The sequence below is a fragment of the Pseudomonas sp. GLN_2 genome (genome assembly GCF_043106005.1).
Taxonomy (GTDB): domain Bacteria; phylum Pseudomonadota; class Gammaproteobacteria; order Pseudomonadales; family Pseudomonadaceae; genus Aquipseudomonas; species Aquipseudomonas alloputida.
Genome location: NZ_JBICMC010000020.1, coordinates 118,351 through 132,991 on the forward strand (window position 1 = coordinate 118,351; position 14,641 = coordinate 132,991).

At 62.0% G+C, this 14,641-nt stretch carries 12 protein-coding genes; 1 reads left to right on the forward strand and 11 read right to left on the reverse strand.

Annotated elements, in window-relative coordinates:
- Window positions 1-42: 42 nt before the first annotated feature.
- The 6 genes from ACF8Q6_RS05285 to arcD (ACF8Q6_RS05310) all read right to left on the reverse strand — a co-directional run bounded on the left by ACF8Q6_RS05285 (window position 43) and on the right by arcD (ACF8Q6_RS05310) (window position 7,018).
- Window positions 43-1,551, reverse strand: a complete 1,509-nt coding sequence (locus ACF8Q6_RS05285; RefSeq protein ID WP_012051339.1) for a sigma-54-dependent transcriptional regulator — start codon at window positions 1,549-1,551, stop codon at window positions 43-45.
- Between the two features lie 152 nt (window positions 1,552-1,703).
- Window positions 1,704-2,072 (reverse strand): DUF5064 family protein, encoded by a 369-nt coding sequence (locus ACF8Q6_RS05290; protein WP_014755465.1) that lies wholly within the window; start codon window positions 2,070-2,072, stop codon window positions 1,704-1,706.
- A 56-nt stretch (window positions 2,073-2,128) separates the two neighbouring features.
- Window positions 2,129-3,058, reverse strand: coding sequence for a carbamate kinase (arcC, locus tag ACF8Q6_RS05295; protein WP_392493892.1), 930 nt, complete (start codon window positions 3,056-3,058; stop codon window positions 2,129-2,131).
- Window positions 3,059-3,222: 164 nt separating this feature from the next.
- Window positions 3,223-4,233: an ornithine carbamoyltransferase gene (locus ACF8Q6_RS05300; RefSeq protein WP_010952185.1), complete on the reverse strand. Its 1,011-nt coding sequence runs from the start codon at window positions 4,231-4,233 to the stop codon at window positions 3,223-3,225.
- A gap of 70 nt (window positions 4,234-4,303) precedes the next feature.
- Window positions 4,304-5,557: an arginine deiminase gene (gene arcA, locus ACF8Q6_RS05305; RefSeq protein ID WP_221100924.1), complete on the reverse strand. Its 1,254-nt coding sequence runs from the start codon at window positions 5,555-5,557 to the stop codon at window positions 4,304-4,306.
- Window positions 5,558-5,590: 33 nt separating this feature from the next.
- Window positions 5,591-7,018, reverse strand: a complete 1,428-nt coding sequence (arcD, locus tag ACF8Q6_RS05310; protein WP_392494191.1) for an arginine-ornithine antiporter — start codon at window positions 7,016-7,018, stop codon at window positions 5,591-5,593.
- A gap of 436 nt (window positions 7,019-7,454) precedes the next feature.
- Here arcD (ACF8Q6_RS05310) and arcD (ACF8Q6_RS05315) point away from each other — a divergent pair, with 436 nt between their 5' ends.
- Complete coding sequence (gene arcD / locus ACF8Q6_RS05315) at window positions 7,455-8,882, forward strand: arginine-ornithine antiporter (RefSeq protein WP_003255067.1); 1,428 nt, start codon at window positions 7,455-7,457, stop codon at window positions 8,880-8,882.
- On the opposite strand, the gene ACF8Q6_RS05320 is transcribed toward arcD (ACF8Q6_RS05315), so the two are convergent.
- From ACF8Q6_RS05320 to ACF8Q6_RS05340, 5 genes are all read right to left on the reverse strand, one after another.
- Complete coding sequence (locus ACF8Q6_RS05320) at window positions 8,862-9,275, reverse strand: YbaN family protein (RefSeq protein WP_003255065.1); 414 nt, start codon at window positions 9,273-9,275, stop codon at window positions 8,862-8,864. The genes arcD (ACF8Q6_RS05315) and ACF8Q6_RS05320 overlap by 21 nt on opposite strands.
- 54 nt (window positions 9,276-9,329) lie before the next feature.
- On the reverse strand, window positions 9,330-9,923 hold the full coding sequence (locus ACF8Q6_RS05325) for a biliverdin-producing heme oxygenase (protein ID WP_392494189.1): 594 nt from the start codon (window positions 9,921-9,923) through the stop codon (window positions 9,330-9,332).
- Window positions 9,924-10,124: 201 nt separating this feature from the next.
- Entirely contained in the window at window positions 10,125-12,713 is a 2,589-nt protein-coding gene (locus ACF8Q6_RS05330) for a TonB-dependent receptor (protein ID WP_392494187.1), read from the reverse strand.
- Between the two features lie 126 nt (window positions 12,714-12,839).
- Window positions 12,840-13,802, reverse strand: coding sequence for a FecR family protein (locus ACF8Q6_RS05335; RefSeq protein WP_392494185.1), 963 nt, complete (start codon window positions 13,800-13,802; stop codon window positions 12,840-12,842).
- A gap of 89 nt (window positions 13,803-13,891) precedes the next feature.
- Window positions 13,892-14,404 (reverse strand): RNA polymerase sigma factor, encoded by a 513-nt coding sequence (locus tag ACF8Q6_RS05340; RefSeq protein WP_003255059.1) that lies wholly within the window; start codon window positions 14,402-14,404, stop codon window positions 13,892-13,894.
- Between the last annotated feature and the right edge of the window lie 237 nt (window positions 14,405-14,641).

Below are 14,641 nucleotides of genomic sequence, written 5' to 3' on the forward strand. Positions count from 1 at the left end.
CTAGGAAAAGTCCGATTCAATTATGGGTTTTGACCACAGCCGTCATGGTTTCCCGGGTATTCCATATTTACGCAGCCTCTGCGCGATAGCCGTGTGCGAAGTTTGCAAGCGCCCGGCCAGTTGCCGTGTTGACGGGTAGCTGGCATACAAACGCTGTAACAGCTCGCGCTCGAAATCACCTACAGCCTGTTCCAGGCTGGCCACTTCGCCATCTTGCCCGCGTGCCACCGAGGTGCCGGCGATGTCCAGGTCGCCGATATCCACGAGGTTGCCCTCGCAGATAGCCGCAGCGCGGAAAATCACGTTCTGCAACTGGCGCACATTGCCCGGCCAAGGGTTGGCCAGCAGTGCCGAATGGGTGGAGGGGGTCAGCCGACAGGCTGGGCGCTGGATCTGCGTGCACGCCTGCTGCATGAAGAAGTGCGCCAGCATCAGGATGTCCTGGCCACGGTCGCGAAGCGGCGGTACCTCCAGGTTAAGCACGTTCAGGCGGTAGAACAGGTCTTCGCGAAAGCTGCCTTCGGCGACCATGCGCTCCAGATCGCGGTGGGTGGCGCTGATGATGCGCACATCCACCTTCACTTCACGGTCGCCACCCACCCGGCGGAAGCTGCCATCGCTGAGAAAACGCAGCAGCTTGGCCTGCAGGTAGGGCGACATTTCACCAATTTCATCGAGAAACACGGTGCCCTGGTTGGCCAGTTCCATCAGCCCAGGCTTGCCACCGCGTTGCGCGCCGGTAAAGGCCCCGGGCGCGTAGCCGAACAGCTCGCTTTCGGCCAGGCTCTCGGGCAGCGCGGCGCAGTTCAGCGCCAGGAACGGGGCCGCGTGGCGGCTGCTGACGGCATGGCAGGCGCGGGCGACCAGTTCTTTGCCGGTGCCGGTCTCGCCATGCACCAGCAGCGGTGCATCGAGCGCAGCCACGCGTAAGGCGCGGGCCTTGAGGGTGCGGATGGCCGGCGACTCGCCCAGCAAGGCATCGAAGCCTTCGGCGTGGTCGTGGTGCAAGGCCGACAGGCGTTCGCCCATGCGCGAGGGGGGGTACAGCGTCAGCAGGCCACCGGCGTTGGTAATCGGCATGGCGTCCAGCAGCAGGCTATGGCCGTTCAGCTGCATTTCGCGCATGGGCAGGTGGAAGTTGTTGTCCAGCAGCGCTTGCAGCAGCGCGGGGTCGCCAAACAGCTCACCCACCGAGCGCCCGGCAGATTCGCGGCCGCACAGTTCGATCAGCGCCGGGTTGGCCAACAGCACCAGGCCTGCGCTGTCTACCGCCAGCACCGGATCGCTCATGGCGGCCAGCAGGGCATCGAGCTGCAGGTGGCGGCGCTGGCCGGGGAGGATGTCGACCACGTCCACCGATTGCACACCCTGTACTTCGAACAGCGCGTCGTGCAGTTCTTCGAGTACGGCGGGGCTGAGGGTGGGGGCGTCGATGTAGACGTTCGGCGGGACCATTTCCACGGCGTCCAGGTTGAGGTTGCGGGCACCGAGCAGGGCGAGGACTTCCTGGGTGATGCCGACGCGGTCGATGAAGCTGACGTGGATGCGCATGGGGTTCGAACAGTTGGCGACGGAGGCCGCCAGTATGCCCTGAGACGGGGTTCAGGCCCAAGGTCGGCGGTGGCGCATTCGCGGGCGCGCCCGCTCCCACTCCCACAAGGTTGCTGCTGTCCATGCGGGGGCGGGCTTGCTCGCGAAAAGGGTCACTCCAGATGTTCAGGTTTGATCGGGTCGCCCGATTTCACCTCGAGCTTTTCGCGGATGTCCGCAAACATATGGTCATAGAGCTTGTGCGGCGAACTCAGGGTCTCGAATTTCTTCGGCGGCGCCAGATACGACTGCGCCTTGCGGGTCAGTAGCATGAGGAAGCTGGGCAAGGCCTGGTCCTTGGCCAGGAAGAACTTTTCTTCCACCGGCTTGCCTTCGATGCTGCCATGCATGTGGAACTGAATGCCTCTGCCTTCCTTGGGGTCCGACACGGCCTCGTACTCGATGTTCAGGTCATAGCTGTGGTCGGCGTTGTTCAGCGCAGAGCGCTCGATGTGTACATGACCGGGCTGATACTGGGCCATGGTTATCTCCTTTGGAAGGTCGAAAATGGCGGGCCGCGTAAGCCCGCCGACTGCATTCAACGGTAGCTGATCCCCGGCTTCTCGGTGGAAACCCGAGTGCCGGCTTTGCCTTTGACGATGTCTTCGATGTTCTCCAGCGAACTGATCACCGCCACCTTGCCGGTGTTGCGGGCAAAGTCGCAGGCAGCCTGCACTTTCGGCCCCATGGAGCCGGCGGCAAACCCCAGCGTTTCCAACGCGTCCGGGTGGGCCTGGGCAATGGCTTTTTGCGTCGGCTTGCCCCAGTCAATGTAGGCTGCATCGACGTCAGTGGCGATGATCAGAAGGTCGGCTTCCAATTGCTCGGCCAGCAGTGCCGAGCACAGGTCCTTGTCGATGACCGCTTCGATACCTTTGAGCTTGCGGTTTTCATCGTACAGGGTGGGGATGCCGCCACCGCCTGCGCAAATTACGATGCTGTTCTTTTCCAGCAGCCACTTGATCGGGCGGATTTCAAAGATGCGCTTGGGTTTCGGGCTGGCCACCACGCGGCGGTATTTATCGCCATCCGCCTTGACCACCCAGCCTTTCTCTTTGGCCAGGCGCTCGGCCTCATCCTTGCTGTAAACCGGGCCGATGAACTTGGTCGGGTCCTTGAAGGCAGGGTCGTTGGCGTCCACTTCCACCTGGGTCAGCAGGGTGGCGAACGGCACTTCAAAGTCCAGCAGGTTGCCCAGTTCCTGTTCGATCATGTAACCGATCATGCCTTCTGTCTCGGCACCCAGCACGTCCAGCGGGTAGGCCTCGTCTGGCTTGTACGACAGGGCCTGAAGCGACAGCAGACCCACTTGCGGGCCGTTGCCGTGGGCGATGACCAGCTCGTTGCCAGGGTGAATCTTGGCGATCTGTTCGGTGGCGGTGCGGATATTGGCGCGCTGGTTGTCAGCGGTCATGGGCTCGCCGCGACGAAGCAGGGCGTTGCCGCCCAATGCAACAACGATACGCATGTGGAATGTCCTTTAGCGAAAGAATGAATGGACTGTCGCTGCACGGAGGCTGCGGAGCTCGCTGTGGGAGCGGGCATGCCCGCGAAGAAGCCAGACCTGACATCATCGATGATGCGGCTGACGCCTTCGCGGGCACGCCCGCTCCCACAGGGACTGCGGGCTACCTATAGATCAGCCAGGGTCGATACCAGGATCGCCTTGATCGTGTGCATGCGGTTTTCCGCCTGCTCGAAGGCGATGCACGCTGGCGATTCGAACACGTCATCGGTCACTTCGATGCCGTTGGCCAGGTCCGGGTATTGTTCGGCGATCTGCTTGCCTACCTTGGTTTCGGAGTTGTGGAATGCCGGCAGGCAGTGCATGAACTTGGTCCGCGGGTTGCCGGTGGACTTCATCAGTTCAGCATTCACCTGATAAGGCTTGAGCTGCTTGATGCGCTCACCCCAGGCTTCGATCGGCTCGCCCATCGATACCCACACGTCGGTATGGACAAAGTCGACACCCTTGACCGCGGCTTTCGGGTCTTCGGTGAGGGTAATGCGTGCGCCGCTTTCTTCAGCGTACTGCTTGCAGCGCTCGACCAGGTCGTCATGTGGCCACAGTGCCTTGGGCGCGGCGATGCGCACATCCATGCCAAGCTTGGCGCCGATCAGCAGCAGCGAGTTGCCCATGTTGTTGCGGGCATCGCCCAGGTAGGCGTAGCTGATGTCGTGCAGCGGCTTGTCGCTATGCTCACGCATGGTCAGCACGTCGGCGATCATCTGGGTGGGGTGATATTCGTCGGTCAGGCCGTTGAATACCGGTACGCCGGCGAACTTGGCCAGCTCTTCGACGATTTCCTGCTTGAAGCCACGGTACTCGATGGCGTCATACATGCGCCCGAGCACACGGGCGGTGTCCTTCATGCTTTCCTTGTGGCCGATCTGCGAGGAGTTGGGGTCGATGTAGGTGACGTTGGCGCCTTGGTCATAGGCTGCGACTTCGAAGGCACAACGGGTACGGGTGGAGGTTTTTTCGAAGATCAGGGCAATGTTGTTGCCCTTCAGGTGCTGCTGCTCGGTGCCTGTGTACTTGGCGCGCTTGAGGTCGCGGGACAGGTCCAGCAGATAGCGCAACTCACGGGTGGTGTGGTGTTCCAGGCTGAGCAAGTTGCGGTTGTGAATGTTGAACGCCATGACAGTTTCTCCTTGAGTTCGGTGATGTCCCGGCCGCCACTTCATGGGTGCGGCCGGGCGTGATGGTCGTTTAGTAGTCGATCGGGTCGCGCACGATAGGGCAGGTCATGCAGTGGCCGCCGCCACGGCCCCGGCCCAGTTCGCCGGCACTGATGGTGATGACCTCGATGCCAGCCTTGCGCAGCAGGGTGTTGGTGTAGGTGTTGCGGTCGTAGCCAATGACCACGCCCGGCTCGATGGCCACCACATTGTTACCGTCATCCCACTGTTCGCGTTCGGCGGCGAAGCTGTTGCCGCCGGTCTCGACCACGCGCAGCTTGACACCCAGTTGCTCGCCCACCACTTCGATGAACGACTTGTTGATGCGGCGTACATCCATTCCGTAAGGCTTGCTTTCGTCCGGGCGGATGATGAATGGCACAATCTCTTTCACCACTTCCGGGAAGACCGTGACCAGGTCGCGGTCGCAGAAGCTGAAGACAGTGTCCAGGTGCATGGCGGCGCGGGACTTTGGCAGGCCGGCGACGATCACTTCCTTGACGGCGCCCTTGGCGAACAGGTTTTGCGCGAGCTGGCCGATGGCCTGGCGCGAGGTGCGCTCGCCCATGCCGATGAGCACGATGCCATTGCCGATCGGCATCACATCACCGCCTTCGAGGGTGGCATTGCCATGGTCCTTGTCCGGGTCGCCATACCACACCTGGAAGTCGGCCTCGGTGAACACTTTGTGGAACTTGTAGATGGCGGTGGTCAACAGGGTTTCCTGGCGACGCGCCGGCCAGTACATCGGGTTCAGCGTCACGCCGCCGTAGATCCAGCAGGTGGTGTCGCGGGTGAACTGGGTGTTGGGCAGGGGTGGCAGGATGAAGCTGGAGTGGCCCAGGTAGTCGTTGTACATCTTCACGACTTCGGCGCCTTCGCTCTGCGGCAGGTCCTGGCCTGCCACGCCGCCGATCAGGAATTCGGCCAGATGGCGTGGCTCCAGCCCTTCGAGCCAGCTGCGCACTTCGTTGGTCAGGCCTACGCCGACGGTATCAGGGGTGATCTTGCGGTCTAGGATCCACTTGAGCGCCTCTTTGTTCTGCACGATATCGGTCAGCAGGTTGTGCATCTCCAGCACATCCACACCACGCTCGCGCATCTTGGTGACGAAGTCGAAATGGTCACGCTTGGCCTGGTCGACCCAGATCACATCGTCGAACAGCAGTTCGTCACAGTTGCTCGGCGTCAGGCGCTTGTGCGCCAGGCCCGGGGCGCAAACCATCACCTTGCGCAGTTTGCCGGCTTCGGAGTGGACACCGTACTTCTGTTTTTCAGCGGACATGGTTTCATTCCTCCAATTGAGCGAAGACGTGGGTCAAAGGGTCAGGAAGCCGTCATACAGGCCAAAGGCTGCCACCAGGGCGCCAATGACCACGGCTGCGAAGATCAGTTTTTCCACGTTGGTGAAGACCGGTTTGCCCACCTCACGCTTGGCCTTGGCGAACAGGATGGCGCCAGGTGCGTAGAGCAGGGCAGAGAGCAGCAGGTATTTCACGCCGCCGGCGTACAGCAGCCAGATGGCGTACAGCAGGGCGATACCACCGATGATCAGGTCCTTCTTGCGTTCGGCCAGGGCCTGCTCGTAGGTTTCGCTGCGCAGTGCCAGCAGGAACGCATAGGCTGCCGACCACAGGTAGGGCACCAGGATCATCGAGGTGGCCAGGTAGATCAGGGACAGGTAGGTGCTGCTTGAGAACAGCGTGATGACCAGGAAGATCTGCACCATGGCGTTGGTCAGCCACAGGGCGTTGGCCGGTGCCTGGTTGGCGTTCTCGCGGCGCAGGAACTCCGGCATGGTGTGGTCCTTGGCGGCGGCGAACATGATCTCGGCGCACAGCAGCACCCATGACAGCAGGGCCCCCAGCAGCGAGATGATCAGGCCGACGCTGATCAGCACCGCGCCCCAGTGGCCGACCACATGTTCCAGCACGGCAGCCATCGACGGGTTCTGCAGTTTGGCCAGCTCCGGTTGGGTCATGATGCCCAGCGACAGCACGTTGACCAGCACCAGGAACAGCAGCACGGTAATGAAGCCGATGACCGTGGCCTTGCCCACGTCAGAGCGTTTTTCCGCACGGGACGAGAAGATGCTCGCGCCTTCGATGCCAATGAACACCCACACGGTGACCAGCATCATGTTGCGCACTTGGTTCATGACGCTGCCAAGCTCTGGCGTGCCTACGGCCCAGATATCGGCGGTGAAGATGTCGAGCCTGAAGGCGAACAGGCAGATCAGGGCGAACAGCACCAGCGGCACCACTTTGGCCACAGTGGTGACCAAGTTGATGAACGCCGCTTCCTTGATGCCGCGCAGTACCAGGAAGTGCACCGCCCACAACAGGATCGATGCGCCAATGATGGCGGCTGGGGTGTTGCCTTCACCGAAGATCGGGAAGAAGTAACCCAGGGTGCTGAACAGCAGTACGAAGTAGCCGACGTTGCCCAGCCAGGCACTGATCCAGTAGCCCCAGGCCGAGGAAAAGCCCATGTAGTCGCCGAAGCCAGCCTTGGCATAGGCATACACCCCGCCATCCAGGTCAGGCTTGCGGTTGGCCAGGGTCTGGAACACGAAGGCCAGGGTCAGCATGCCGACCGCGGTGATCCCCCAACCGATCAGCACGGCCCCGACCCCTGCGCTGGCGGCCATGTTTTGCGGCAGCGAGAAGATCCCGCCGCCAATCATCGAGCCGACGACAAGTGCAACTAACGCGCCGAGCTTTAGTTTTCCGGATGAATCAGACATTTAACAACTCCTGCCAGGAGAAAGTTGACGACAGAATAGATCCGACGCCGTTGCCTGGACCTGACTTGCGTCAGTTTAAGGCGACGTGAAGGTAGGAAATTTCCTTCACGGGTGCTCCTGGAGAGTGCCGACAGCTTGAGCTGCAGGCCTTGTGTGCTGGCACCTCCATGTCCTTCTAGAGCAAACGCTCTGTTCAGCCTGCGAAGCTTGAAATTAGCCGCTTTTGCCGCTTTAGCAAATTTTTCACAAGAATTTCGAGTTTTATCAGTTTCTTTTCCAGTTGCCGGACTGCTGCTAGTTTTGAGGGAACAGGTACATAGACAAAGCAGTTATTAGTGATATAGGTTGGGCGCACGGCTTCAGTATAAGTAACGATATTTATATAGCCCGCAAGGCTGTTTCAAACGCATGACAGGGCTGGAAGAAAGGGAGGCTCATGAGCGAACCGGGACAGAAGCTGCGCCTGGGCGCGCTGATCGCGCTGGTGGTCGGGTCGATGATTGGCGGCGGGATCTTCTCGCTACCGCAGAACATGGCCGCGCGTGCTGATGTGGGAGCAGTGCTGATCGGCTGGGGGATCACCGCAGTCGGCATGTTGGCCCTGGCCTTCGTGTTCCAGACCCTGGCCAACCGCAAGCCGGAACTGGACTCAGGGGTATATGCCTACGCCAAGGCCGGCTTTGGCGAGTACATGGGCTTTTCCTCGGCCTGGGGCTACTGGATCAGCGCCTGGCTGGGCAATGTCGGCTACTTCGTACTGCTGTTCAGCACCCTGGGTTTCTACTTCCCGGTGTTCGGCGAAGGCAACACACCCATCGCCATCGGTTGTGCCTCGCTGCTGCTGTGGTCGGTGCACTTCCTGGTACTGCGCGGCATCAAGGAGGCGGCCTTCATCAACCAGGTCACCACCGTCGCCAAAGTGGTGCCTTTGCTGATTTTCGTGGTGATCGCGGCATTTGCCTTCCGCGCCGATATCTTCACCCGGGATATCTGGGGCTTGAGCAACCCACAATTCGGCAGCGTGCTGGAGCAGGTGCGCAACATGATGCTGGTGACCGTATTCGTGTTCATCGGCATAGAGGGCGCCAGCGTGTATTCCGGGCGTGCCCAGCGTCGGTCAGACGTGGGCAAGGCCACGGTCATCGGTTTTCTGGGTGTGCTGGCGCTGCTGGTGCTGGTCAACGTGCTGTCGCTGGGCATCATGACCCAACCGGAACTGGCCGGGCTGCAGAACCCCTCACTGGCCTCGGTGCTGGAGCATATTGTCGGCCCTTGGGGCGCCTTGCTGATCAGCCTCGGCCTGGCGGTCTCGCTGCTTGGCGCCTTGCTGTCATGGGCGTTGTTGTGTGCCGAAATCCTCTACGCCACGGCGCGGGACAAGACCATGCCGCGCTTTCTGGCCAAGGAAAACGCCAACCATGTGCCGGCTAACGCCCTGTGGCTGACCAACTGCATGATTCAGGGTTTCCTGCTGATTACGCTGTTCTCCGCCGGTACGTACACCAGTCTGATCTACCTGGCCTCGTCGATGATCCTGGTGCCCTACCTGTGGTCTGCGGCGTATGCCGTGCTGCTGGCGATGCGCGCAGAAACCTATGCCGGGCAGCCGAGGTTGCGGCGCAAGGACCTGCTGGTGGCGCTGGTTGCCCTGCTGTATGCCGTGTGGCTGCTGTATGCCGGCGGGCTCAAGTACCTGCTGCTTTCGGCGCTGCTGTACGCCCCTGGGGTCATCCTGTTCGCGAGGGCCAAGCATGAGCAGGGGCAGACGTTGTTCACGGCCTGGGAAAAACTGATTTTCGCCGCCGTGCTGGTGGGTGCCGCGCTGGCGGCCTACGCCTTGTATTCAGGGCTGCTGAGCTTGTGACGGGGCAGGGCAGGCGTGTTCCGGGCGTGACCAGATCCACAGGTTGCCCAGGGTCATGCCGGCGATTGCCAGGAATACCGGCCAGTGGTGTTCCAGAAAGGTCAGCATCAGGCCCGCGCACAGCAGCATGCTGATGGTTGCGCTGACCTTGGCCCGGCGCTGGATCACCTTGCCGTTGCGCCAGTTATGCAGAATTGGCCCGAACAGCCGGTGGTTCTCCAGCCATGCCGACAGGCGCGGTGAGCTGCGCGTGGCGGCCCAGGCGGCCAGCAGGATGAACTCGGTGGTCGGCAAGCCAGGAATCACAATGGCGACCAGGCCCACCCCGAGGCTCACGTAGGCCAGGATTCCATACAACAGGCGGGCGAGTTTCGAGCGGGCTGGTCGGGTCATGTTCTCACTGCATAAAACGGTTCGGCCACCGGAGGGGTGGCCGGCTACGGCGTATCAGACCAGCGCGGCATCCGCAGCGTAGGCGTGCTTGAGCAGCTCGGTGAAACGCTCGAAAGCGGCCACTGCACCGCGCTCGGCAGCCGCTTCCTCTTCCGGCGAGAGCGCCAGGCCATCGAGGATGCGGGTGAACTGCTTCCAGCCTTCGGCACGGCCACCGGCGGGCTCCCCCAGGTGACGGGCACCGAAGCTGTCGGACAGTTCCAGGGCCACGGCACGCTTGATCAGAAACGCAGCGCCCAGTTTGGAGCCTTCGGAGACGAAGATCCAGCCCAATGCCTCGCCCAGGCTCGGCTTGCCCACGGCACCCGGTACGGCGGCCGGTACTTCGGTGTCGAGGTCGGCGAGGTCCAGGCGGGCCTGGTCGGCACGGCAGCGCTCAGCCAGATCAGGGACGATGGCGATCAGCTGAGGGTCGTTGTACAGGGCCTGCAGCTCGGACTGGAACAGGTACTGCGCGACGACGAAGCGGGCGAAACTTTCGCGGCTGTCGAAAGGCGCGTGGGATTTGACCAGGGCATCCAGTTCGGCGTGCGGGGCGTGGGTGATCTGGTTCAGGCGCTGGGAGCGCAGGGCTGGGCGTTCGGTCATGGGGCAGTCCTTGGAAAGAGGGCGTCTAGATACAAGACGAAACAGCGGGAGCGGGACAGTAAAAAAAGCCGGTATTTGTGTTGCCAGTACCGGCCTCTTCGCGGGTAAACCCGCGCCTACAGGAACATCACAGGTCCAAGACCTGTGTTGAACCTGTGGGCGCGGGCGTGCCCGCAAAGAGGCCGGTACAGACGTAACGCCTCAGATATCCCAAACCACATTGATACCGAAATTGCGCCCCGGCATGGTCAGGCGGTCGATGTTGGCTGGCTGGGTCACAGCCGCCTCACCCTGGCCGTCGTAGCTGCGCACCGAATCCCACTGCCAGTACTTCTTGTCGGTAAGGTTGTACAGCCCGGCGTTGATGGTGACGTCGTCGGTGACCTTGTAGTAGCCGGTCAGGTCCAGCACACCGTAGCCCGGGGTGCGGAACTTCGAGGTAGAACCGTCAGGCGAATAAAACGTGCTGTCGTCGACACGGGTCTTGCGCTTGACCAGCGTCCAGCTCAGCAAGCCACCGTAGTTCTGCTGCTCGTAGCCCAGGCCGAATACGCCTTTGAGCGGGTTGACACTGTTCAGCGGTTGACCGGTGTCATCGTTACGACCATAGGTGTAGGCAATCGAGGTTTGGGTATAGAGCCCCTGCGGTGCGCCGAAGTGGTCGAGGTTCAGGCGGCCCTTGAATTCGGCACCCTTGATGGTGGCGTGCTTGATGTTGTTGGCCTGGAAGGTCTGTTCCAGGTTGGCGCTTTGCACGGCATCTTCGTCGATGAAATCACGGTACTTGTTGTAGAACACTGCCACGTCGAAGTTGCCGGCGTCGAAGTTGCCTCGCAGGCCGGTTTCGTAGCTTTTGCTCTTTTCAGGCTCAAGGTTCGGGTTGCCCTCCACGCGGTAGCCTTGGTCCAGGTTCTGGAAGCGGCCATACATGGCTTTGGCGGTCGGCGTGCGGAAGCCCTCTGCATATTGGCCGTACCAGGTGTAATTGTCGTTGAAGGCGTAGGTCAGGCCGAACTTGGGCGAGACGCGGTGCCACTTCTTGTCCGAATCGTCCTGGGAGGTAGGCGCCGTACCGCTGGACTCCAGGCCACGCAGGAATGCCTCGGTGAATTTGGGCTCCATACGGGTGTAGTCGTAGCGCGCGCCAGGCATGAAAGTCCAGTTGTTCCAGCGGATTTCATCCTGCGCGAACAGGCTGTAGGTATTCACGGTCGGGTCCGGGAAGTCGCTGACCAGAACCTGGCCGTCTGCCGGGCGTTCGGCGCCGGCGGCGGAACAACCGGATCCTACGGTCAAGCAGGTACCGGTACCGCTGCGCGAACCGGTGACCTTTTCGTGCTTGAGCGTTGTGCCGTAGGTCAGCAGGTGGTCGGTGGCGCCGATGCTGAAGGCTTTGTCCAGCTGGGCGTCGAACACCCACTGGCGGTCCTTGTAGGTGGTATCGCGGGTGCGCAGCACTTGGCGGCCAGGCGGCACGTAAACTTCCTCGGTGTGCTGGTCGGTCTTGGCAATCTGGTAGTTCAGGCTCCACTTGACGTGGTCGGCGACCAGCGAGTCCAGGCCGAACTCATGGTTAATGCCGAAGCGCTCGCGGGTGATGGTGTCGTTGCCATTACGCGCCTTGTAGTAGCCCATGCCACCAAAACCGGGGATGAACGGCCCACCCACCGCGCTGAGGATGTTCTGGTCGCGGTCATCCTTGTAGCGCTCGTAGGTGAACCCCAGGCGCGCGTCGTCGGCGTAGTTCCAGCCCAGCTTGGCCAGCACGTTGGTGGTGCGTACGTCCATCGGGTTGGCTTCGGTGCGCGACAGGCCGTCGCCACTGTGGCTGCTGTGGGTTTCGGTCTCGTGGCCGTTGCGCTGGCTCAGGTGCAGCAGGCCGTCGAAGTCACCCTGGCGGCCGGCGACGGTGGCGGAAGTCAGCCAGCTTTCGTCGGCCGAGCTGTAGCCGGTTTTCAGGCGTGCACCCACGTCTTTACCGGGCTTGATGATGTCGTCCGGGTCGAGGGTGAAGTAGCTCACCGCACCGCCGATGGCGTTGCTGCCATACAACACCGAGGCCGGGCCGCGGAGGATTTCCACACGCTTGACGATTTCCGGGTCGACGTAGTTGCGCTGGGTCTGGGCGTAAGGGCCGTAGAAGAAGCTGTCGGGGATCGACACGCCGTCGACCTGGGTGAGGATCCGCTCGCCGTCGATACCACGGATGTTGTAGCCGTTCAGCCCGCTGCGTTGGCCGGTTCCGGATACCGACACCCCCGGCTCGTAGCGCACCAGGTCCTGGATATTGTTCACGTTCTGCCGGTCCAGTTGCTCACGGGTGTGCACACTGACAGTGCTCGGTACCTGGCTGACGTCCTGTGCGCTGCGGGTGGCGCTGACGGTCACCTGCTGCAGGGCGATCACGTTGCTTGCGGTTTGGCGCTCCAGTACCACATTGCCGTTGCTGATCTTGCGAAAACTCAGCCCGGTACCCCGCAACAGGCGCTTGAGGGCAGCATCTGGCGGCAGCGAACCTTGTACGCCTGGCGAAGCCACGCCGTCGGCCAGCTCGGCGCTGAAGCCGACCTGCCAGCCGGTGACCTGGCTGAAGGCGTTGATCGCCGACACCAGCGGCTGCTGGCCGATGCTGAAGCGGTAGTCGCCCATGCGCGGGCTGCTGGCCTGGGCCGGCTCGGCAGCCAGCGCCGGCAGGCTGCAGGCGCCGCTGGCGAGCAGAGCAAGGGTCAACAGGGACAGTTGTCCTGTACGGCGGGGAAGGTTGGACGAGCGGGTAGGACCAGTGGACATCGGAAGCGCTCCCAGACGCGCGGGCTGTTATAGGTGATGGCTGTTCTCGTTATCAAACAAGAATCAGTTGCATTGGCTATAACGAGACGGGCGGGCGAGTGCGATCGCGTAAAAATAATTCAGGGGTCAGTTCAGGATGACCAGCGCCGGGTACTCATGCAGTTGTGCCGAGGTGATGTGGGCCAGTGCGCGCAGGGTTTCCAGCGGCTGGTCGAGGCGGTAGTTACCGGTGACGGCAACGTTCTCCAGCTGCGCATTGCGGTTGATGATCCAGCCCGGGTAGTAGCGCTGCACTTCGGCCAGTACCTGGCTCAACGGGCAGTTCTCGAACACCAGACGTCCGTCGATCCAGGCCAGGTCCTTGTGCATGTCGGGGCGCTGGCGCTGGCCAAAGCCCTGGGGGCCGACGCTGATGCTGTCGCCGGCAGTCAAGCGGATGCGCTGGTCACGATCCCCCTGCAGGTCGACATCACCGCGTTGCACCCGTACCTGGGCCTCGCCGTCAAGGTAGCGCACGGCAAAGTCGGTGTCGCGCACCTGTGCGCGCAACGGCCCGGCTTCAACCTCCAGCGGCAACTGAGCGCCCTCGGGGACCTGGAAGTAAGCCTCGCCCTGTAGCAGGCGGGCGACCTGGCGGCCGTCCTGGCGTTCGCTGGCAAACGCTGAATTGGTGTTGAGCAGCACTTTTGCGCCGTCTTCCAGTTGCAGGCGCTGGCGCTCGCCGACCACCGTAAGGTGGTCGGCCTGCAGGCGCATGGGCAGGTTACCGACGGTGAACAGCCCGATCAGCAGCAGCGCCGCGGTGGCCAGGGGTTTCCAGTGACTGCGCAGGCGCCCGCGTAATGAGCGGCGTTGCCGCTGGTGCATGTGCGTGGCCACTTGATGCAACGGTGCACCGTTCCACAGTGCCTCAGCCTCGACATAGGCCTCGGCGTTTTCTGGCGCGGCGCTCAGCCAGGCTTCAAAGGCCTGGGTGTCCTCGGCATCTGCGCATTGCAGGCGCACCAGCCAGTCCAGCGCCTCGTCCATGGCACGAGCACGGGCAATTGGCCTGGCAGGTGACGGGCGAGGGGCAGGGCTGTCGGTCACGGTGAATCCTTGAATGATTTTTTTGCGAATGATCAAGGCTAAGGCGGGGTGTGGCAAGGGCTTTGCGTTGCCGTTCGCCTGCGGTCAGCTTACTTGAGTCGTTCGGCGACACCCATGCAGATTGCCATGATCAGTTTCAGTTCCTTCTGTACCGTGCTGGGCGAAACACTCAGTTGTTCGGCGATTTCCAGATAGGTGGCGCCATGCAGGCGGCTTAGGATGAAAATGCGTTGTTGGCGCTCGCTCAGTTGATTGAGGCTGACGCTGAGGTGCTTGAGCAACTGCTCGGCGTGCGCGGCATCCTCGCTGCTGGTGGCGGGCGCGGCGACACTGTGCAGCACTTCGTCGGGCACGTCGTCGACCAGCATGCGTGCCTGCACCCGGCGTGCACGCAGGTGGTCCAGCGCCAGGTTGCGCGCGGTCTGAAACACGAACGGCTCGATGTGCTCGATGGGCCGCTCGCCCAGCGCGCGGGACACCCGCAGGTAGGTTTCCTGCAGCAGGTCTTCGGCCGTGCTGGGGTTACCGACCATGCGCTGCAGGGTACGCAGCAGGGTGAGGCGCTGAACGAGGAAGACGGAATTGAACCGGGACTGACTCACGGGGGGACCTGGCCGACGAAAGGCTAATGATAATGCTTATCATCCGTGCTGCAGGTCAAGTGTGGAAATATCAGGAAAAGGTAAAGATTGTAGTCGCGGGATGTGGTGTGCTTTTTTGCGGGAGCGGCCTGCAACCTTGAGCCTGCCCCAACCATTCATCGGTCACGGTGCGTTATACCTTGGTCGACGACCACGTTTGCCACGAGGCCTGAGCAACCCCTGTGGGAGCGGCCTTGT

Excerpts from the sequence above, each read along its gene's own strand:
- ACF8Q6_RS05285 (WP_012051339.1), bottom strand. The coding sequence starts at position 1,551 with ATGCGCATCCACGTCAGCTTCATCGACCGCGTCGGCATCACCCAGGAA.
- arcC (WP_392493892.1), bottom strand. The coding sequence starts at position 3,058 with ATGCGTATCGTTGTTGCATTGGGCGGCAACGCCCTGCTTCGTCGCGGC.
- ACF8Q6_RS05325 (WP_392494189.1), bottom strand. The coding sequence starts at position 9,923 with ATGACCGAACGCCCAGCCCTGCGCTCCCAGCGCCTGAACCAGATCACC.
- arcD (WP_392494191.1), bottom strand. The coding sequence starts at position 7,018 with ATGTCTGATTCATCCGGAAAACTAAAGCTCGGCGCGTTAGTTGCACTT.
- ACF8Q6_RS05320 (WP_003255065.1), bottom strand. The coding sequence starts at position 9,275 with ATGACCCGACCAGCCCGCTCGAAACTCGCCCGCCTGTTGTATGGAATC.
- ACF8Q6_RS05300 (WP_010952185.1), bottom strand. The coding sequence starts at position 4,233 with ATGGCGTTCAACATTCACAACCGCAACTTGCTCAGCCTGGAACACCAC.
- ACF8Q6_RS05330 (WP_392494187.1), bottom strand. The coding sequence starts at position 12,713 with ATGTCCACTGGTCCTACCCGCTCGTCCAACCTTCCCCGCCGTACAGGA.
- arcD (WP_003255067.1), top strand. The coding sequence starts at position 7,455 with ATGAGCGAACCGGGACAGAAGCTGCGCCTGGGCGCGCTGATCGCGCTG.
- arcA (WP_221100924.1), bottom strand. The coding sequence starts at position 5,557 with ATGTCCGCTGAAAAACAGAAGTACGGTGTCCACTCCGAAGCCGGCAAA.
- ACF8Q6_RS05290 (WP_014755465.1), bottom strand. The coding sequence starts at position 2,072 with ATGGCCCAGTATCAGCCCGGTCATGTACACATCGAGCGCTCTGCGCTG.